Source organism: Bacillus sp. Pc3 (assembly GCF_000815145.1).
GTDB classification, from domain to species: Bacteria; Bacillota; Bacilli; order Bacillales; family Bacillaceae; genus Bacillus; species Bacillus velezensis.
In genome coordinates this window covers 1,269,096-1,288,971 of record NZ_CP010406.1, presented here as the reverse complement: position 1 = coordinate 1,288,971, position 19,876 = coordinate 1,269,096, and the positions used below count along the sequence as shown (strand labels likewise).

The 19,876-nt window shown below is 47.6% G+C and carries 23 protein-coding genes; 12 read left to right on the top strand and 11 right to left on the bottom strand.

Annotation, left to right across the window (positions count from 1 at the left end):
* The first annotated feature begins 2 nt into the window (after window positions 1-2).
* Window positions 3-518, top strand: coding sequence for a type 1 glutamine amidotransferase domain-containing protein (locus SB24_RS05885; protein ID WP_039252337.1), 516 nt, complete (start codon window positions 3-5; stop codon window positions 516-518).
* 20 nt (window positions 519-538) lie between these two features.
* Here the strand turns inward: SB24_RS05885 and SB24_RS05880 are convergent, their stop codons facing one another.
* The 5 genes from SB24_RS05880 to SB24_RS05860 form a co-directional block, all read right to left on the bottom strand.
* Window positions 539-1,570 carry a LacI family DNA-binding transcriptional regulator gene (locus tag SB24_RS05880; protein WP_039252333.1) on the bottom strand — a complete coding sequence of 344 codons (1,032 nt, stop codon included), beginning with the start codon at window positions 1,568-1,570 and terminating at the stop codon, window positions 539-541.
* Between the two features lie 135 nt (window positions 1,571-1,705).
* Window positions 1,706-2,590: a shikimate dehydrogenase gene (locus SB24_RS05875; RefSeq protein ID WP_007408504.1), complete on the bottom strand. Its 885-nt coding sequence runs from the start codon at window positions 2,588-2,590 to the stop codon at window positions 1,706-1,708.
* 64 nt (window positions 2,591-2,654) lie between these two features.
* Window positions 2,655-3,416, bottom strand: coding sequence for a type I 3-dehydroquinate dehydratase (gene aroD / locus SB24_RS05870; RefSeq protein ID WP_031378887.1), 762 nt, complete (start codon window positions 3,414-3,416; stop codon window positions 2,655-2,657).
* Between the two features lie 26 nt (window positions 3,417-3,442).
* Entirely contained in the window at window positions 3,443-4,636 is a 1,194-nt protein-coding gene (locus tag SB24_RS05865; protein WP_015417032.1) for an MFS transporter, read from the bottom strand.
* Window positions 4,637-4,972: 336 nt separating this feature from the next.
* The gene (locus SB24_RS05860) at window positions 4,973-5,188 is read right to left on the bottom strand and encodes a DUF1128 domain-containing protein (RefSeq protein ID WP_003155571.1); all 216 of its coding nucleotides are present in this window, start codon (window positions 5,186-5,188) and stop codon (window positions 4,973-4,975) included.
* A 155-nt stretch (window positions 5,189-5,343) separates the two neighbouring features.
* Between SB24_RS05860 and SB24_RS05855 the strand changes: the two genes are divergently transcribed.
* The 3 genes from SB24_RS05855 to SB24_RS05845 are packed head-to-tail and all read left to right on the top strand — an operon-like array spanning window position 5,344 to window position 7,008.
* On the top strand, window positions 5,344-5,817 hold the full coding sequence (locus SB24_RS05855) for a low molecular weight protein-tyrosine-phosphatase (RefSeq protein WP_012117078.1): 474 nt from the start codon (window positions 5,344-5,346) through the stop codon (window positions 5,815-5,817).
* Window positions 5,818-5,830: 13 nt separating this feature from the next.
* A complete protein-coding gene (locus SB24_RS05850) occupies window positions 5,831-6,157 on the top strand; it encodes a hypothetical protein (protein WP_015239397.1) in 327 nt (108 codons plus the stop codon).
* Window positions 6,158-6,168: 11 nt separating this feature from the next.
* Window positions 6,169-7,008, top strand: coding sequence for a YihY family inner membrane protein (locus SB24_RS05845; RefSeq protein ID WP_007408509.1), 840 nt, complete (start codon window positions 6,169-6,171; stop codon window positions 7,006-7,008).
* A gap of 184 nt (window positions 7,009-7,192) precedes the next feature.
* Here the strand turns inward: SB24_RS05845 and SB24_RS05840 are convergent, their stop codons facing one another.
* Entirely contained in the window at window positions 7,193-8,371 is a 1,179-nt protein-coding gene (locus SB24_RS05840) for an MFS transporter (protein WP_039252327.1), read from the bottom strand.
* Between the two features lie 158 nt (window positions 8,372-8,529).
* Between SB24_RS05840 and cax the strand changes: the two genes are divergently transcribed.
* Complete coding sequence (gene cax, locus SB24_RS05835; RefSeq protein ID WP_007408511.1) at window positions 8,530-9,585, top strand: calcium/proton exchanger; 1,056 nt, start codon at window positions 8,530-8,532, stop codon at window positions 9,583-9,585.
* A gap of 70 nt (window positions 9,586-9,655) precedes the next feature.
* Complete coding sequence (locus SB24_RS05830) at window positions 9,656-10,450, top strand: YfkD famly protein (RefSeq protein WP_023356782.1); 795 nt, start codon at window positions 9,656-9,658, stop codon at window positions 10,448-10,450.
* 28 nt (window positions 10,451-10,478) lie between these two features.
* Here SB24_RS05830 and SB24_RS05825 read toward each other — a convergent pair whose 3' ends face one another.
* Together SB24_RS05825 and yfkAB are read right to left on the bottom strand one after the other, a co-directional pair.
* Complete coding sequence (locus SB24_RS05825; protein ID WP_007408513.1) at window positions 10,479-11,312, bottom strand: mechanosensitive ion channel family protein; 834 nt, start codon at window positions 11,310-11,312, stop codon at window positions 10,479-10,481.
* A gap of 6 nt (window positions 11,313-11,318) precedes the next feature.
* Window positions 11,319-12,440, bottom strand: a complete 1,122-nt coding sequence (gene yfkAB / locus SB24_RS05820; protein WP_039252324.1) for a radical SAM/CxCxxxxC motif protein YfkAB — start codon at window positions 12,438-12,440, stop codon at window positions 11,319-11,321.
* A gap of 146 nt (window positions 12,441-12,586) precedes the next feature.
* Here yfkAB and SB24_RS05815 point away from each other — a divergent pair, with 146 nt between their 5' ends.
* Both SB24_RS05815 and pdaA read left to right on the top strand, forming a co-directional pair.
* Window positions 12,587-12,772, top strand: coding sequence for an SE1561 family protein (locus tag SB24_RS05815; protein WP_003155558.1), 186 nt, complete (start codon window positions 12,587-12,589; stop codon window positions 12,770-12,772).
* Window positions 12,773-12,872: 100 nt separating this feature from the next.
* On the top strand, window positions 12,873-13,664 hold the full coding sequence (gene pdaA / locus SB24_RS05810) for a delta-lactam-biosynthetic de-N-acetylase (RefSeq protein WP_003155556.1): 792 nt from the start codon (window positions 12,873-12,875) through the stop codon (window positions 13,662-13,664).
* A gap of 34 nt (window positions 13,665-13,698) precedes the next feature.
* Here the strand turns inward: pdaA and SB24_RS05805 are convergent, their stop codons facing one another.
* The 3 genes from SB24_RS05805 to corA all read right to left on the bottom strand — a co-directional run bounded on the left by SB24_RS05805 (window position 13,699) and on the right by corA (window position 16,280).
* Entirely contained in the window at window positions 13,699-14,559 is an 861-nt protein-coding gene (locus tag SB24_RS05805; protein WP_015417037.1) for an NAD(P)-dependent oxidoreductase, read from the bottom strand.
* A gap of 50 nt (window positions 14,560-14,609) precedes the next feature.
* Window positions 14,610-15,257: a hypothetical protein gene (locus tag SB24_RS05800; RefSeq protein ID WP_039252319.1), complete on the bottom strand. Its 648-nt coding sequence runs from the start codon at window positions 15,255-15,257 to the stop codon at window positions 14,610-14,612.
* A 63-nt stretch (window positions 15,258-15,320) separates the two neighbouring features.
* Window positions 15,321-16,280, bottom strand: a complete 960-nt coding sequence (gene corA, locus SB24_RS05795; RefSeq protein ID WP_012117086.1) for a magnesium/cobalt transporter CorA — start codon at window positions 16,278-16,280, stop codon at window positions 15,321-15,323.
* Between the two features lie 106 nt (window positions 16,281-16,386).
* Between corA and SB24_RS05790 the strand changes: the two genes are divergently transcribed.
* The 4 genes from SB24_RS05790 to SB24_RS05780 all read left to right on the top strand — a co-directional run bounded on the left by SB24_RS05790 (window position 16,387) and on the right by SB24_RS05780 (window position 19,871).
* The gene (locus tag SB24_RS05790; protein WP_031378890.1) at window positions 16,387-17,250 is read left to right on the top strand and encodes a DNA-3-methyladenine glycosylase family protein; all 864 of its coding nucleotides are present in this window, start codon (window positions 16,387-16,389) and stop codon (window positions 17,248-17,250) included.
* Between the two features lie 134 nt (window positions 17,251-17,384).
* Complete coding sequence (gene rlmD, locus SB24_RS05785; RefSeq protein WP_007408520.1) at window positions 17,385-18,785, top strand: 23S rRNA (uracil(1939)-C(5))-methyltransferase RlmD; 1,401 nt, start codon at window positions 17,385-17,387, stop codon at window positions 18,783-18,785.
* 400 nt (window positions 18,786-19,185) lie between these two features.
* The gene (locus tag SB24_RS20190) at window positions 19,186-19,305 is read left to right on the top strand and encodes a class III lanthipeptide (RefSeq protein WP_202631770.1); all 120 of its coding nucleotides are present in this window, start codon (window positions 19,186-19,188) and stop codon (window positions 19,303-19,305) included.
* A gap of 266 nt (window positions 19,306-19,571) precedes the next feature.
* Window positions 19,572-19,871, top strand: coding sequence for a YfzA family protein (locus SB24_RS05780; protein ID WP_039252317.1), 300 nt, complete (start codon window positions 19,572-19,574; stop codon window positions 19,869-19,871).
* Window positions 19,872-19,876 lie beyond the last annotated feature (5 nt).

The following is a 19,876-nucleotide window of genomic DNA, read 5'->3' as shown; positions in this document are numbered from 1 at the left end:
CTATGGGTAAAAAAATTGCAGTTGTATTAACCGATTATTTTGAGGATGTCGAGTATACTGAACCTGCGAAAGCTTTTAAAGATGCGGGTCATGAATTAACCGTAATTGAACAGGAAAAAGGAAAAACAGTCAAAGGCAAACAAGGGGAAGCCGAAGTGAAAGTGGACGCGTCCATCGATAATGTAAATCCGAAAGACTTTGACGCATTGCTGATCCCGGGCGGATTCTCTCCTGACATGCTGCGTGCGGATGACCGTTTCGTCCAATTTGCCAAAGCGTTTATGGATGATAAAAAACCGGTGTTCGCCATCTGCCACGGACCTCAGCTTCTCATCAACGCGAAAGCATTGGACGGGCGCAAAGCGACAGGGTTTACATCAATCCGAATCGACATGGAAAACGCGGGCGCAAATGTGGTGGATGAAGAAGTCGTCGTCTGCCAGAACCAGCTGGTCACAAGCCGCACACCGGATGACATACCGGCATTCAACCGCGAATCATTAAAACTGCTTGCGTAATATAAAAGCGGAGCGCCGTATCAGGCGTTCCGCTTTTTTTGTGAAGATTCCCGGATGACCAGCTCAGGCGCCAGAATAATGCGTTGTTTTTTGTGCTGGGAACTGGTGATTTTATGATGCAGCAATTGAGCCGCTTCTTTTCCCGACTGCCGCGGAAAGGAAGAAACGGTTGTAAGCGGGGGATAAGAAATTTCAGCTTCCGGCACGTTATCAAAGCCGACAATGTCAATATCTTCGCCCGGAATGAGCCCGGCTTTTCTGATCCCTTGCATGACGCCGAACGCGACCAAATCACTGAAGCAGAAAATCGCGGTCGGGCGCTCAGACCGGCGGAGGAGCTCCGTCACGGCTTCACAGCCTGCTTCGCGGGTCGGCGCGCTGTCAATGACATATTCATTTTTCACTTCCAGATCCGCTTCACGGAGCGCTTTTTTAAACCCTTTCATGCGCTTCGTCCATGTTGATGAGTGCTTCACGCCGCCCAGAAACGCAATCTCCTGATGGCCTTTCTCAATGAAATGACACACTGCCTTATAGGTGCCTTCCTCATAATCGGCTCCGACAAAATCACAGTCGGCATCGGCAATCTCCCTGACGGCGAGCACGACCGGAATGTCAAGCTGCTCAAGGCGGGAAAGGGTTTCCTCAGCCGTACCTGAAACCGGACACAAAATCAATCCGCCGACCCTGTGCTCCAGCATGGTCGAGATCAGCTGCTCCTGCTTGGCGACGGAATCAAATGTCGTGCCTAACAGCACCGTTAATCCGACTTCCTCAAGCGTATTCTGAACGCCGATCAGAAACTCTGAGAAAAACGTATTGGAAATGTCAGTAATAATCAATCCTACCGTTGTGGACGTCTGTGATCGTAAATTCGCGGCGACCCGATCATATACGTACCCCAGCTCCCGCATGGATTGCAGCACTTTCTCACGGGTCGCTTCGGAAATTCGCGGATTATTGCGGACGATTAATGAAGCGGTGGATGTTGAGACGCCGGCATGTTCAGCGACCTGCTGCAATGTCACCCGGCGTTTTTTTTGCTGTTTCATACGTCGCATTCCTCACTTGGTTTTTATTCGTTACATCCATTATAAGCGTTTTGGCGCATGAGAAGAAAGAGAGAGGGGAGAAAATGACAAAGCGCCGGAAGACGGATTGTCCTTCGGCGCTTCTGTCACAATAGGTTATTCAAACATTTGCTCTTTAATATACTGAACCGGCATTTCACGGCCTGTCCAATATTCAAACGCCATGGCGCCCTGCCAAAGCATCATGCCGAGGCCGTTAATGGTGTTGCAGCCGGCCGCTTGAGCTTGTTCAAGCAATTTCGACGTAACGGGGTTGTAAACGACGTCTGTCACAATCAAATCCGGACGGAGCATGGATGTATCTTCAATGACGCTCAAGCCTTCAAGCGGTTTCATGCCGACACCCGTTCCGTTTGTGAAAATATCGCTTGAAGCGATTTCAGCACGCAGCGCATCTTGATCTTCGAGCGGGAAGACTTTCGCTTTGCAAGAAGATCCCTTCATTTCTTCATTGATGATGCGGACGTTTTCTTCCGCTTTTTCGAAAAATGCGTCATTGCGGGCGAAAATAGAGATTTCTCCGAGGCCTTCCAATGCGGATTGAATCGCTATCGGAGTGGCGGCCCCGCCGGAACCGACCAGCGTCATTTTTTTGCCCGTGATATCGATGCCGTGTTCTTTTAAGTTGCGGACGTATCCCATACCGTCGGTGGAGTGTCCGATCAGTCTGCCGTTTTCATTAACGACTGTATTTACCGCGCCGGTGAATTTCGCTGAATCCGCGAGTTCATCGAGGTAAGGGAGAATGTTCATCTTGTTCGGCATCGAGACATTGAATCCTCTGACGTTTAAGGCCCGCATTCCCGTTACCACATCTTCCAGCTGTTCATTGCCGACTTCAAACGCGAGGTAAGCGTAGTTCAATCCTAATTTTTTAAACGCCAGGTTGTGCATCGCCGGAGATAAAGAGTGTCCGATCGGTGTCGCGAATAATCCGATAAGCTGAGTTTTTCCGTTAATCCGTCCTAAATCTTTCTTCATGATGTATTCCTCCGTTAGTCCATTCATTTGTTTTTCAACCCGCTTTGAGGGCAAAAAACGCTGATTACATATGTTTATTTAAAATGCTGAGTACGCTGCGCAATTCTTCAACGGGAATCTGTCCGGGCGCTGATGCTTCTTTGCCCGCTCCGAACGTGCACGCTGAGCCAAAGACTTCGCCGGCCAGGCGGCTGATCAGACCTGTTCCCGCCATTGACATCGTGATGATCGGCCGGTCTGCGTATTGTGTTTTCATCGTGTGAGTGGCATCCAATAAGACGAAAACATCTTCAGTGCTTTGCGGCATCACCGCGATTTTCGGAATGTGCGCGCCGTACGCCTGCATGTTCCGCAGCCGGGAAATGATTTCTTCTTTTTTCGGTGTCTGATGAAAATCATGATTGGACATGACGACATATACGCCGTTGTCTTCAGCGGTTTTCACAATTGATTTGACTTCCGCTTCTCCCGTAAACAACTCAACGTCTGCAAGGTCAATGTGTTTTGTTTCGATGGCGGTTTTAAGCAATTCAATGTAGAAGCGATCATCAATAACTTTATTTCCGCCTTCGTTATGAGTTCTGAATGTGAAAAGCAGCGGTGTTGCGCCTGCGGCTTTCCGCAGCTTTTCAAGCATGCCTTTTACGGCGTCCAGGCTGTCAACGTGCTCGTACACATCCGCCCGCCACTCAATGATATCCGGGCGAAGCCTGTTGACGGCTTCAATTTCTTCGAGCAGTTCTTTCTCTCCGGGCGCCATCAGCGGCACAATGATCTTCGGAAGCCCTTCGCCGATGACCGTGTTTCTGATCGTGATAGATTGCATGATAAATCCTCTCCCTTAAAAAATAGTCAGGCTTTCATCACTTGCTTAAAGCGGATTCCGATAAACAATGCGAGAAGGGCGCTGACAACCGCAATTCCGATATCAAGCAGAAAAACAGGCGTCAGGCCGGCCGCTTTGGATATCGCTCCCGTTACAAGCGGAATGACAATAAAAGATAAGCTTGATGCTATATTAACAAAAGATGTGATCGTACCTTTATTTTTAGGGAATAAAACAGCCATAACCGTCATCGCCAATTGCAGAATGCCCGCAGTTGAAAGTCCGATGACAAAGGAGCTGATGACTGATACGGCCGGCTGATGAATGAAAATCAGAGCAAGCAGCGCGATTGCCGCGATCACAGGGTACAGCACCATTACCGTAATCGGCTGAATCACTCTGTTTAACAGCACAGCCAGCAATAACACGGACACAAGCGCACCGATGCTGTAATAGCTCAGCAATTTGACGGCCTGCACCTCAGGCATGCCCAAAACGGATTGCCCGAACTTAGGAAGCCATACTTGAACGAGCATAAACAGCGCCGTAGATGAAAAGCCTAACAGAATGATCGCAAGGCCTTCGCGCCATATCGACGGCTGTGATGTGAACGCGTCATCAGACGGAGAAGCTTCCGTCCGGCCGCCGCCTTCTTTTTGCTTATGATTCGGAAACGGAACTTTTAACAGGAAAAAGCCGTTCAGGAAGAAAATAATGCCCGGTACGAAAAACGTCCAGCCGTAAAACAAATGCCTGTCCGCAATAAACGCGATAAAAAACGGAAGCACCGTCGCGCCGATGGATACAAACGCTTTGATTAACACGGTTGCAGAGCTTGCGTTTTTCGGAAATCCTTCAATAAGCGCCGGATATGTCCCGGAATCCAAAAAGGAATTGGCGATCCCGGCGAAAATGGCGAAGATAAACGCGGCCGTATAGTTTGTCGAAAGCGGAATTCCGATTAGGAAAATCAGATACAGAAAGGCGCCCGATACGATAAACGGCCGTCTCCCGAATGTATCCGAAAGCTTCCCGGCAAACAGAAGCGAAATCAGCTTCCCGATCCCGATGGCGGAGACCAAATAGCTGACCCCGGCTGCGGATGTATGAAGCTGTTTTGATAATGCCTCCATATTGGAAGCGATAATAATATTGATCATGCCCAGCAGGAAATAATTAATATAAAGACCCGCTGCCATTTTGGTGTATATGTTTTTCATGATGACATCCCCTAATGCGGTTAATAAAGAATTAAATTAATTTTTAAATTAACAAAAGCACAGAACCATTCCCCTTTATTGAACCACTGCCTTTCTTTGAAAACTGGTTTGATAAAACGGTTGCAGATACAAACTTGACTAACGCTGATATAACAACGAGTATATCGTTCTACTAAATAAAAAAAGATAAGCGGCCCGCTCATTTAGTATATCGTTCTACCAAGTTCACAGTTACTATACTCCTTCTTTTTATATGTGTCAAACCGATGAACTTTTATTTTTTACTTTTTTAAATCAAAAAAAGACCCGCCGTTTTTCGGCAGGTCTGACATGGGTTTATTTTCTGAGAGAGGCGAGCTCCTCGGCAATGGCCTGCATTTCACTCGGGCTGAATGATGCTTTTTTCATGACCATTTGATGAAGGTATGTAAGATCTTCTATTTTTTCATCACTGAAATCTTCCGCTCTGATGACGCCGACATTGAGCATGTTGAGCTTTTGCGAAATGTCTTCAATCATTTTGTTTAACGTTTCTGTTTGTTGGCTCGGCAAATTCATGCATCCTTTCATGACCGTTTTCGTACCCTTTATTTTAACAGAATTCATTTAGAATAAAAGCTTATTTCCACAGCGGCAGAAAAGTTGCTAAGATGATGATAAGGTTTTTGATCCTCAAAATGCGGGGAAAGAATAGGGAGGTTATCGATATGATACATGTGCTGTTTGTCTGTCTGGGAAATATTTGCCGGTCTCCTATGGCAGAGGCGGTATTTTCTGATATGGTGAAGAAAAACGGGCTGAACGGGCAGATTAACATTGATTCAGCGGGAATCGGCGCCTGGCATGCGGGAAATCCGCCGCATGAAGGGACAAAGGAGATCCTAAAGAAGAAAGGGATCAGCGCAAGCGGCATCACGGCGAGGCAGGTGCGTGAGTCTGATCTGACCGATTTTGATTACGTCATTGCGATGGATGCAGAAAATATCGGACATCTGCGCAGCATGGCCGGTTATAAAAAAGCGGCGCCGCGTATTGCAAGGCTGCTTGATTATGTACCGGAGTCGGACCTTGCGGACGTGCCCGATCCGTATTATACCGGGAATTTCAGCGAGGTGTACGCTTTGGTCGAGTCCGGGTGCCGTCATTTGCTGGAGACAATAAAGAAAGACCATCATTTATAAGGGGGATTGACCGATGAAGCAGACACGCATCATGGCAAAAGCGATTCTTATCGGCGCTGCCGCCGGGGGAGCACTGTCCTTATTACATAAGCCGACAAGAGAGGCATGTTTCCGGAACATGGACGCGTGCAGGCAGCGTGCGGCATTCTACCGAAAACATCCTGAAGTGCTGAAACAGCAGGCATCTGCAAAACTTGATCAAGTGAAGACCATCGCCAATACCGTATCGGATGATCTGAGTTTTTTAAACGGCCAGATCACTAAGCTGAAGCAGACGACACCGCAGGTCATTGACCTGTTAAAAGAAACGAAGGAGCATTTTTCGAAAAACGATCATTGAGGTGGGATGTCATGAGTTTTATAAAGGAGCTGTTTGCAAGGTTTTCTCTCCATGAAGGACAAAGTAAATCGGCGGAGCTGGCGTATTTTTTCCTGCTGTCATTGTTTCCGTTAATGATTTTCATGCTGACGCTCACCGCCTATCTTCCCATATCGGCAGAAGACGTGCTCGGGGCGGTCGATCAATACGCGCCCGACAGCGCCATGTCTATGGTGAAATCCATAACGGAGCAAACGCTGAACAAGCGCAGCGGCGGGCTTTTGTCATTCGGGATTATCGCCGTCATCTGGTCGGCTTCGAATGGTATGAACGCGATTGTCAGAGCATTTAACCATGCCTACGAAGTCGAGGAAAACCGCTCATTTATCATCATTCGCCTGACCTCAATTTTTTTAACCATCGCGATGGTGGTTACGATTTTAATCGCATTGCTTCTGCCGGTGTTCGGCAGAGAAATCGGAATGCTGGCCGCAGATTTCATCGGCGCCTCCGGCCTGTTTTTGCAGGTGTGGTCGGTTGTCCGCTGGGGTATCAGTCCGCTTATCCTTTTAATCGTGTTTACCGCGCTTTACATTTTCGCGCCGAATAAAAGGCTTTCCCTCCGTTTTGTGCTGCCGGGAGCCGTATTTGCGGCAGCCGGCTGGATTATCGTCAGTATGCTGTTCTCATTTTACGTCGGCACCTTTGCCAACTACAGCGCTACATACGGGAGCATCGGGGGAATTATCGTCCTTATGATCTGGTTTTACCTTACGGGAACACTGCTGATTTTAGGAGGCGAAATCAACGCGCTTTTACATAAACGTAAAAAGCTTCCTGATGAAAATCCGTACCGCGGGAGCAAGCTATAGAGGAACGGAGACGTTCAAGCTGAAAAACGGAGGGAATCGGCTATGACCAAGCATACGAAAAAAGGCGGAAGCCATAATAAACAAAACTCCAAAAACGGCCCGAAGAATAAAACAAGCGGAAGCGCTAACGGGCAGAACGGATACCACTAGAAAGAAGCCGCCTGACTTAGATCAGGCGGCTTTTTTATGAGGATGGAAAAGAATGGGATTCGGATGCGGGACTGTGCTTTGTTTTCCCGAAGACGAGCGCAAGCCAAATACAGACCAGAATCACCGTAATAAAGTAAAACAAATTGGCGCTTTCAAACCGCTGCATATACCAGCCGCCCGCCACCGGGCCGATCATGCTGCCGAGGCTGAAGGAAATGCCGCAGAGCAGATTGCCCGCCGGCAGCAGATGGGAGGGCAGCAGGTCGCTCATATAGCTGATGCCGAGGGAAAACATACTGCCGACCGCCATTCCCGCCGTGAAAAAGCAGCAGCCGATGACAGAAGGCGACGGAAACAGTCCGGCCGTCAAAAAGCAAAGGGCACCCGTTAATAAGATGACGAGCAGGACACGTTTTCTCCCGAATCGATCGCTTAATAAACCGAGAGGGAACTGGAATACAATACTTCCGATGGCAAAAGCGGGCAATATCAGCGCGACGGCATCGACGGATATGCCTAAGCGCAGGGCGTACACGGGAAAGCTTCCGTTCAGCGCCGTTTCTAAAAAACCGTACCCGAAAGCCGGGAGAAAAGCGACCCAGCCGAAAAGAAGGGCGCGGTAAAACCGTTTTGCGCTGTTATCCCCGGATGTTTCATCCGGACCTTGCGCCGGGTACTCGTTACGTAAGACAAATACAAACAGCCAGGCGGCAAGACTGATACAGCCGGATACGATAAACGGAAGGGGCGGACTTGTTTTCACAAGAGGGACCATGAACGGGCCGACAGCGAATCCGAGCCCGAAGGACAGTCCGTACAGCGAAATGTTTCTTCCTCTGTTTCGGGGCGTTGACTTTGACGTCACCCACGTTTGGGTTGAAAAATGCAGCATATGATCACCGATTCCGATAAGCAGCCGAAGAAAAAACCATAACCATATGGATTGAAGCCAAATAAAACTGAATAAGCTGATGATAACAAGAAATCCGCCCATGACCATCAGAGGTTTGAATCCGAGCTTGCGCAGCGGGGCCTCCATAAACGGCGACGCCAGAAGCACGCCGATATAAAGGCCGGTTGCGTGAAGTCCGTTTATAGCGGCTGATTCCCCGTTCGTTTCAAAAATGACGGAGATCACCGGCAGAAGCATGCCTTGGGAAAATCCGGAGATGGAAACAAGCAGAACCAAAATAAAGAAGTACAGTCGTGACATCGCGTATTTCTCCTTCTTCAGTATCTTTCTTGATCGTACACGGATTTGTCGCGTCCGGCAACCTAAAAATGCCAATTCGGGCTGCCGCGGAAGTGTAATTGAGGGAGTTTTTGAGAAGGATATAAAAAGACTCATTCGAAAAAAGGAGCCAGGCAGATATGAATCGGATTTTTTTCTTTACAGCTGCGGCGGGAGTGCCGCTTTCAGTCATCGGCGGCCTGATGCACTGGCCGTCAGCGGTTTTGTTTATTATTTATTGCTTGACGATTATTGCGCTTGCAAGTTATATGGGGAGAGCGACTGAATCTCTTGCCATTATCGCGGGACCGCGGATCGGCGGTCTGCTGAATGCCACGTTCGGCAATGCGGTAGAGCTGATTATATCGCTTTTCGCCTTAAAAGAAGGGCTGACGGGCATCGTGCTTGCTTCACTGACCGGTTCGGTGCTCGGCAATCTTCTGCTCGTCGCGGGACTGTCGTTTTTTATCGGCGGTTTGAAATACAAGCGGCAGGAATTCAATATTCATGATGCCCGGCATAATTCTGGCCTGCTGATTTTTGCCATTATCGTTGCTTTTGTCATTCCCGAAGTGTTTTCCATGGATATGGGGGAAAAAAACAAGCTTGATTTGAGTGTCGGCATCAGCATCATCATGATCCTTTTGTACGTGGCAGCTCTTTATTTCAAGCTCGTCACCCACCGCGGTGTTTATCAGCCGAATCAGCCGGAGGCAAAGGAAGAAGAGGAGCAGCCTGAGTGGTCGGGGAAAAGAGCGACAGCCGTCTTATTTATTTCAACCATTATCGTCGCCTACATATCTGAAAACCTTGTCCATACGTTTCATGCGGTGGCTGAACAGTTCGGCTGGAGCGAGCTGTTTATCGGAGTGATTATCGTCGCAATCGTCGGAAATGCCGCAGAGCATGCGTCGGCGATTATTATGGCGTACAAAGACAAGATGGATGTCGCCGTTGAAATCGCGGTAGGCTCGACTTTGCAGATCGCCATGTTTGTGGCTCCGGTTCTTGTGATCTGTTCCATCTTTTTTCCGGTCAATATGCCGCTTGTATTCACATTGCCCGAGCTTGTCGCGATGATCTCATCCGTCCTTTTGATGACGATGATTTCAAATGACGGTGATTCGAACTGGTTTGAAGGGGCTACGCTCCTTGCCGCTTATGTCATTATGGCGATCGGTTTTTTCCTGCTTTAACCTGTAAAAAATGCGGATAACAACGATTGCGGAGGAAAAGACTAAAGGAAAATGCTATAGAAAGAGTGATATGATGAGAAAGCTGTTTCATGCCACACTGATTCTGCTGTTATCCTTTAGTTTTTTCGCAACGCCGTCTGCCGCTGCAAAAAAACCGTTTAAGGTTCCCAACTCTGTCGTAAGCATTTCAAAGGAAAATACGTATCCGAATGCTTCACAGGACCAGCCGATGCTTCAGCCGAGCAAACTGGCAAAGGAATTGTTAGATACATCCGAGATCAACATCGAAAATCCACATCTGATAAAGATGCTGAATGAATCCTCGGTTTCCGGTTCACCGCTTGCCATCGGATACCGGGCGACAATATTTCTCGGGAAATGGGCGCTCGGCTATCAGTCGAACGAAACGGTCGCCAACTGGGAATATAAAAAAATCAACACAAACAGAGCGGATAACCGGGGCGGACAGCAAACCGCGGTTATCTCATACGCCCAAGAACAGCAATACAAAATCAAAGGCGGTCTCACAGCGAAGGTGCCGAACGCAGAAGACGTAAAAAGCATGATGATGCAAAAAGCGATGAAGAAAACAAAACTGCCGCTCGCGTTTGAAACGGTTATCGGCGCAGGCACAAAACGCGATCAAACCTACAAAATTTCTCCGCAGCGGCTCGGCTACCTGCACGCCTACGCTCCGGCCGTTAATGAAAAAGGAAAAGTAACATACGGTGAAGTGTATTTGGTGCTGAAAGGCAGCAAGCGGAAACTTGTCGTCAAAAATGTGACTTCGCAAGGAATCGGGGCTTGGATTCCGGTGCAGGATCACGTCACATTCGGTTTTCAAATGACAGCGCAGCCGAGATAAATAAAAAAAGCTGATTCCGGTTCGGGAATCAGCTTTTTTGTGTGTGATACATTTCCTCGAGCAATTGCACATTGTTGTTGTACAGCTCCCGGGCAAGAACGCGTCTCACCGCAAGGCTCGCCGAGAAGTATTCTGTGTCTTGAACCATGCCTTTCACTGTAAATTCAATGCCTCTGGTTAATTTGTTCAAACTCATAATTCCATGCACTTGAAACGGCTCCGTCGCATTGAGAAATTCATCCCGCTTCAGTGAATCGCGAAGCTCATCATTGAGCATATCGCAGGCTTTTTCTAAGACGGCATATACCCGCTCGGGATCTTCCTTGTAACTGATCACGACGGACTCGGTAATCCGCATAAAATCAATGTTATAGTTTTGAAGCTGTCTGACCTCACCGTTAGATATGGTAAGCAGCTTGCCGGTCCACTCACGGATCTGGAGGGAACGGAGTCCGATTTCTTCGACTGTGCCGTTGAACAGATTGTTAATCGTCACATAATCACCTTTATGAAGCTGGCGTTCGTATATTAAAAAGACACCGGCCAATATGTCCTTGATTAACGACTGGGCGCCGAAACCGATGACGATACCGGCAACACCCGCCCCGGCTAAAATTCGGCCGAAATCATGAACGAATAAAGAAATGACGTAAAAGATAAAACCGATCGTCGCCGTATACTGGGTGATGGATCGGACGAGGCTTTCAATCGTCTTCCCTTTCCGTTCCTCCAAGAAATCCGTGCGTTTAAATAACACCTGGACAAAGCGGTTGATCAGAAAAACACCGGCGTAAAGCACGAGAGCGACGATGATGATCTCAACCACTTTGCTTTTCAAAATGTCCGTAATTGTCGTTTCCATCTTTTGTTAACCTCTGGCTTTTCGTAATGAAAAATCCGTGTCCTGATAATAACTGTTTTTGACAAGGACGTTCGGGCCGAGGCACCGGACGTTTGTGCAGCGGCAGTTCAGCTCTTTGCTCAGCTTCGTCTGTCTCCACTTGTCATATGCTTCGGGAAGGCTGTCTGTTTTAATATTGCCGAGCGGCGGTGTATCGCCGAAATCCGTGACAATGATATTTCCGTCAAAAATGTTGACATTCAGGCGGGAGCGGCCGTCAGGGTCGTTTCGCACCGTAACGTTTTTCGCTTCCCGCAGGCGGAGGAGGAGCTTCTGATCTTCTTTATCAGGGCTGCATGCGTAAAACGGGAGCGTACCGAACAGCATCCATGTCTCTTCATCGCGAATGTCGAGCAGATGATGAATGGCCTGTCTCATGTCCTTCAGGCTGAGTGATTCAAGAGCGCTGGCGAAATCACTCGGATACATCGGATGGACTTCGTGCCGCTGGCATTTCATTTCTTCCGTAATCTGCCGGTGAATATGTTCAATATGCGGCAGCGTCCGTTTGTTCAGCATCGTTTCCGCTGAAACCATTACGCCTGCTTCGACCAGCGTGCGGCTGTTTTCAATCATTTTGTCAAAATAGCGCGCCCGCTGTTCAAATGTCGGTTTCTTCTCCATCATCGCAAATCCGATGTCGGCAAAGTCCTCGACCGTTCCCCAGTTGTGAGAAATGTGAAGGACGTCCAAATAAGGAATAATCCGTTCGTAGCGCCCGATATCAAGCGTCAGGTTTGAATTGATCTGTGTACGGACGCCGCGTTCATGGGCATATTTCAAAAGCGGGACGACGTATTCCTTTACCGATTTCAGCGAAAGCATCGGTTCGCCGCCCGTAATGCTGATAGAGCGTAACAGAGGAATTTCATCAAGCCGCTTTAATAAAAGGTCGATCGGCAGCGCATTCGGGTCTTTCGGCTGGAGCGTGTACCCGACGGCGCAGTGCTCGCATCTCATATTGCACAAAGTCGTCGTTGTGAATTCAACGTTCGTCAGTTTCATATCTCCATACTGGTCGACATCCATGTACGCTTCCCAAGGATCGTACTCCGGTGTGATCGGACGCAGTGTTGTGTTTTGTGTCATGACTATCTAACTCCTTTATAAATGGGGCATACTAACGTCTGCCAACTGTTAATTTTAGACCTGATCTGCCAAGATCGCAAGTAGCGGAACCATTGAAAAACGGCAAAAAATACGCTACCATTATAAAAAATGAATGGAGTGGAAGTATGGGGAATGCAGTAAACAGCAAAGATCAGCAGCTCGATTACCTGAAGAACAGACTCGATATGTTTATGAATGTCATTGATTCATTAGACCCTGAATCAACGGACGTTGAAGATATAGACCGGCTCATCGGCATGCTTGATGATCTGGAAGCAAAATACGAACGCTTTAAAAAGGATTGGGAATAAACCCCGGCGGATGCCGGGGTTTTTCTTTTTCCATAATGCGGCTGTATAAAAGGGCAGGGCCTACTGCAAAATAAGGAAAAATGCAGAAGGAGTGCTGGTCATGAAATGGTTTTGTTCAATTTGCTGCATGGCCGTTTTACTTGCGGGAGGCATCAACAGCGCAGAAGCCGTGCCGAATGAACGGATAAACTGGGGCTTTAAACGCAGCGTCAATCATCAGCCGCCGGATGCCGGCAGACAGCTGGACAATCTGGTCAAAAAATATGATGCCTTTTATTTGGGCAATACGAAAGAAAAGACCATCTATTTAACATTTGATAACGGATATGAAAATGGGTACACCCCGAAAGTGCTTGATGTGTTAAAAAAACATCACGTCACGGGCACTTTTTTTGTCACGGGTCATTTTGTGAAAGAGCAGCCTGATTTGATTAAACGGATGTCAAAGGAAGGCCATATCATCGGCAATCATTCTTTTCATCATCCTGATCTGACGACAAAAACGGGCGATCAGATTCAAGACGAACTCGATTCAGTCACGGAAGCCGTGTACAACATTACCGGAAAGCGGGACAACCTGTATCTCCGTCCGCCGCGCGGCGTATTCAGCGAATATGTCCTCAAAGAAACGAAGCGCCTCGGCTACCAAACCGTTTTCTGGTCCGTCGCATTTGTCGACTGGAAGGTTAACGAGCAAAAAGGGAAACAATACGCCTATGATCACATGATAAAGCAGGCGCATCCCGGCGCGATCTACCTTCTTCACACCGTTTCAAAGGACAATTCAGAAGCTCTGGACGATGCCATTACCGATTTGAAAAAAGAAGGCTACACGTTTAAAAGCATTGATGACCTGATGTTTGAGAAAGAAATGAAGCTGCCGCGCCTGTAGAAAACACCTCTCCTGGTAATGGAGAGGTGTTTTGTTATTTCAGGCATTTAATCAAAGCGGCCCAATCCAGATCCCCGAAGCCTTGTGCGATCCCGCTTTCAAAATGGCTCTTGGCCAGTTCGGCAAGAGGGAGTTTTGCGGAAACCTGTTCTGCGGCGGCGAGCGCCAGGTTGGTATCCTTCAGCCCTAAAGACATTTTGAAACCGGCCGGCTCAAATTTCTCCTCAGCCATGATCGTGCCGTAATTTTGATAGACGGGAGAGCCAAAGAGCGCGCCGGCGATTTCTAAAAATTGTTTTTGTTCTAACCCGTACTTCTCCATCATTAAGAACGATTCAGATAACGCCTCAAGCATGGACACGAGCAAGAAATTGACGCTGATTTTCGCGGCATTGGCCGTTTTTGTTTCTTCACCAGTGTCAAATACTTGCTGACTCAGGATGTTAAGCAGCGGTTCGGCCTTTTTCTTCGCTTCCGCCGGTCCGGCTGTGATGATGCGAAGCTCGGCCTTCTCGGCGGCATCGGGGCGGCCGAGGACGGGAGCGGCAATAAAGGACTGCCCTCTGCCCGAATGTGCGGCGGAAAGCTGTTCTGACAGCGCCGTACTGATCGTGCTCATTGAAATATGAATGCCGTTTTCAGATAACCCGGCAATAATGCCGCAAGCTCCGAAAGTCACGTCTGTTACGGCGTCATCGTCTGACAGCATGGACAGCACGATGTCCGCATGTTCAGCTGCCTGTCGGGGCGTTTCGGCATATTCTGCCCCTTTATCCAGCAGGTCAGCCGCTTTTTCTTTCGTCCGGTTATATACAGTCAGACTGTATCCGGCTTTCATGATATTTTCGGCGATGGGGCGGCCCATATTGCCGAGTCCGACGATGGCGATCTTCATTTCACAGTCCCTCCAATGAAAAGTTTTCCACCATTATACATGCAAAATGGTTAATCTGCTGTGTACAGGATTGCCACTTTCAGTTCAGGTTGTGAAGACCATCCGGAGTCTGAGGCGGCTTTCCCCTTATAAAATCCGGTAAATCGGATTTTGATGATTGTTTTTGAACGGGGTTTTACAGTGAACGTTTTTGATTTGAATGTGACGTCCTTTATGTTTTCTGATAAATCCGGGGTGACAGAAATAGTTTGTTCCCCTTTTCCGTAATGATTGATATAAAGCGTGCAGCTCATGCCCGCTCTTTTTCGCTCAACCAGATGACTGCATTCGCTGCGGTGCTTCACATATTCGACAGCCTCTTTTTCGGGCGCGAACTGTTTTAAGGAAAAAACGGCATATTCGGTGGCAGGACTGATACCGGAAGCGGCCCCCATACTGAGAAAGATCAGAAACAGCCCCGCCGCGGGAAGCGTCCGCCTGAACGCGGCGGCACACCAGATTAACGCCGCAAAGTAAAGCACAACCCCGGGAATGACGGAGATATGGGCTCCATCTTCCGGCCAAGAGGAAAAGCCGAGTAACTCAAAGATGTAATCAGACACCGTACGGCCGTTATACAGCGGGGCAATGGACATGACACTGAAAGCCAGGAGGACAGAAGAAATGATTTTGTGAGAAAGGATGGTAACGGCGCACACCTCTTTACGTTTTTTTTCAGACTATCATGTTTTCTCAAAAAAAAGAACAGCCGGCAGCCGTTCTTACTTGAAAATATTAAACCAGCCTTTACGGGCGAACCAAAACAGCATGGCGGCCACAAGAACGGCCATGACGCCCAAAACGATAAAATACCCGTATTTCCAGTGAAGCTCAGGCATGTTATCGAAATTCATGCCGTAAACCCCCGCGATGAACGTCAGCGGGATAAAAATGGTCGAGACGATGGTTAATGTCATCATAATGGCGTTCATCCGGTTTGAATTCAGCGTCACGTAGCTGTCCCGCAAATCTGACGTCATATCACGGTTTGACTCGATCAGCTCAGCCAGTTTTAACAGGTGGTCATAAATATCGCTGAAATACGCTTTCGTTTCACGGCTTTCTTTTACATGGTCAAGGCTCAAAATCCGGTACATTAAATCGCGCATCGGAATGATCGTCCGCCTCAGGTTCAAAAGATCAGTCCGCAATTCAAACACTTCATTCATTAAAGTGCCGTAAGATTTATGTGTTCTGCTGTCTTCAATTTCATTCAGCCGGTCTTCAATTTTGTACAGCACGGGGAAATATTCATCGACAAGCTGATCCATCATCATATAAGTGATGTGCCCGGGCCCTTTTTTGGCTAATCCCGGAGAAGCGAAAAACCGTTCTCTCACCTTTGAGACGCCGGGCGATTCGTGCAAATGGAAGCTGACGATGAAACGGTCGGACTGAAAAATGTCCACCTCTTCCATTTCCAGTGTGTCCGGGTTCAAGGCGTGGAGCACATAAAAACGGTAGCCGTCATAATGGTCGATTTTCGGCCGCTGCATATGCTGAAAGCAATCCTCGATCGCAAGCGGATGAAAGTGAAAATAATCACGCAGCAGCTCGGTTTCATGCATCTCAGCGCCGAAAAAATCAATCCAGTACCATGCGATGTCCGGTTGTTCTGTACGTGATAGGGGGATATTATCTAATATCTCATTATGTGTTGTGATTGCGGTTATATGTATCATAAACAACCCTCCGCCTGCCATTATATCATGCGGCGTTATGAAGAAAAGTATACGAATTGCCGCCCGGCCGCTTCATGATATACTTGGACAAAAAGGGGTGGAGCATATGTGGAAGGAAACGGTTTCGGTCACACCGCCGTATCATTTTGATAAAGTCCTTGAAAGGCTGTCGCTCGATCCGCTGAATGCGGTCGATCTTCATGCAAGATCAATCAAAGTGCCGCTCAGAACACGGGACGGCAAACTGTCCGTCATCACGGTTCAAGCGGAAGGCACCGCCGCAGACCCGGTCTTTCTCGTCAGCGGAGAAACGGACCGCGAGGAGATGATTGAACGGATCAAACACATTTTTCAGTGGGAGCAGCCGCTTCAGCCTGTGCTTGATCATTTCTCAAAAACAAATCTGTCGGCGCTTTTTGAGGAGCATGCGGGAACCCCGCTCGTCTTGGAATATGACGTCTACAACTGTCTCATGAAATGCATCATCCACCAGCAGCTCAACCTGTCCTTCGCTTTTACTTTAACGGAACGGTTCGTCCATGCCTTCGGTGAACAAAAAGACGGCGTCTGGTGCTATCCCGAGCCGAAAACGATCGCGGCGCTTGAGTATCAGGACTTGCGGGAGCTCCAGTTCAGCATGAGAAAAGCGGAATATGCGATTGACATTTCACGGATGATTGCAGAAGGAGCGCTCAATCTGGCGGAACTTACCCATTTATCGGATGAAGACATTATGAAAAAGCTGATCGCCATCAGAGGCATCGGCCCGTGGACCGTCCAAAACGTCCTCATGTTCGGCCTCGGCCGCCCGAATCTGTTTCCTTTGGCGGATATCGGCCTGCAAAACGCCGTCAAACGCCGCTTCGCCCTTGAGGATAAACCGTCAAAAGACGTGATGCTCCAGGTAAGCAGCGAATGGGCGCCGTATTTAAGCTATGCGTCCTTGTACTTGTGGAGAAGTATTGAATGATGAGGATTTTTGGAAACTTCCAGTGAAAAACATGAAGGAACCGCCGGCTGCATGTTATACTGAAAAGATGTGATATTTCAAATCAGCCGTTTTCCCATGAGAAAGGCTTTATATAGAAACGGAGAGAAAAAAACGTGAATCAACATCAAAAAAAGGCGCCTGCCGAATTGAAAATCGGACAGACATTTCCGCTGACCATCAAACGTCTCGGCATTAACGGAGAGGGCGTCGGCTATTTTAAGAAAAAAGTTGTCTTCGTTCCCGGCGCTCTGCCCGGTGAAGAAGTCGTTGCCGAAGCGACAAATGTGCAGCCGAAATTTTCAGAAGCACGCGTCAAAAAAATCCGCAAGCCGTCTGAACACCGCGTCACGCCGCCATGCCCGGTCTACGACCAGTGCGGCGGCTGTCAGCTTCAGCATCTGGCATACACCCAGCAGCTTCGCGAAAAACGCGACATCGTCATTCAGTCTCTGGAACGTCATACGAGATTCAATGTCGAAGAAATGAACATTAAAGATACGATCGGAATGGACAACCCTTGGAATTACCGGAACAAAAGCCAGTTCCAAGTCGGACGCTCGCAAAGCGGCAGCATCATTGCCGGCTTATACGGACTGGATTCCCATAAAATCGTTCCGATTAAGGAATGCATTGTCCAGCATCCGGCGACAAACAAAACAACGGGTATCGTCCGCCGTATTTTGGAAAAACACAACGTATCCGTTTATAACGAACGGACCAAAAAAGGCGATGTCCGCACCATCGTGACGAGAGTCGGTTTTGAAACAGGCGAAGTGCAGGTCGTGCTTGTCACCGCGAAAGAGACACTGCCGAATAAAGACGAAATCGTCAAAGCCATTCAGAACCGTCTGCCGGAAGTGAAATCGATTATTCAAAACGTCAACGGCGCGCGCACATCCGTCATTTTCGGTGACAAAACAAAAGCGTTGGCCGGAAGCCATGCCATTCAAGAAGTGCTCGGTGACGTGTCATTTGAACTGAGCGCCCGCGCCTTCTTCCAGCTCAACCCGGAGCAGACGGTCAAGCTGTATGACGAAGTGAAACAAGCGGCTCAGCTGACAGGAAAAGAAAAAGTCGTAGACGCGTATTGCGGCGTCGGTACGATCGGCATGTGGGTTTCAAGCGGCGCAAAAGAGATCCGCGGCATGGACGTCATTAAAGAATCAATTGACGATGCGAAGAAAAACGCCAAGAAACACGGCATCAAAAACGCGGCATATGTCACAGGAACAGCCGAACACTGGCTCCCGAAATGGACGAAAGAAGGCTTCCGCCCTGACGTGGTCATCGTCGACCCGCCGAGAACGGGCTGTGACAGAACATTTTTAGATACCATCAAAAAAGTAAAACCGAAACGCTTCGTCTACGTATCCTGCAATCCTTCCACACTGGCGAAAGACTTGCAGACGCTGTCGAAGGACTATCGCGTCGAATATATTCAGCCTGTTGATATGTTTCCGCAGACGGCTCATGTGGAAGCCGTGGCGAAGCTTGTATTAAAATCGTCTAACTAAAATAAACAATTCGTAATCAGACCTGGATTTCGGTAAATTAAACAATTCCGATTTCCGGGTTTTTTTATGTTTTGTGCCCTTGTCCTATCTGTCTTTTGTCTTTATTTAACTGATAAAAAGAGTTGAAAAAACGTATGGAAAAGCAAGTGAAAAACAGCCAAGTAGGCTGCTTCACTTTCTTTTTTTCGTTTGGAAACGGCATTACAGACAAAATATGAAGATCTTGTTGTGAACCAGAAGCAATAACAAGTCGTTCATGTTCCGTGAATACTTGTAATCTCAGTTAATATTTTGTAAACTTCTTTCTTAAAGAATAAAGTTCCCGACACTCATCGGCACTTCTACTATTGGCGATAGTTGTAATAAATGATAAAAAGGAGGTGAAACCGAATGAGAGATATTGGAACCTCAACCACTGAACGAAGGTTCTGAAGCAGAAGGTGTAAAAGGCAAGGTTGGCTTACTTACACTAATCACAACGGCAGTTGGAACATCTACTATTAGCAACAACTGTGGATAAAAGATCAAACACACTAAAAAAGCATGTTTGGTCGTTTAACATGATATGAAAGCCTAAACAGGAAAAAAGGACCCCGATTATTTTCCTTATTCCCAAAGAAGAAATAAATCCGAGGCGGAAACGCAAGTGATAACAACTATTACAGTAATACCTGCGATGGTTATATCCTTAATAAGTAATTATTGCGACAATCATACTTCATCATATAATGATGTTAGATTGACACTTGGCTAAAAAGTATTGCAGAAAAGGAAATGGATAATGAAATGGATAAAGTAAACAAAAAACGACCGTTATTTAAAAGAAGTTGGTTTCAAACGTTGTTGGCATTTTTAGTTTCACAGCTTTATTTTAATTTTGCAGAATTAACGGGATGGGGTCCTAATTATAGAGAAATGAATGGATTCCCAGCAAACATAGTTGAGCTGGATTTCTTTCAAACATATCTTTCATTCTATGATAATCCATGGTTTAATATTGTCACTGTTTTCTTGGGGGTTTTCACTGTTATACAAATCATCACAGGTATAACAAAGGATATTCGAAATGAAAGCAATAACTTCTGATGCCT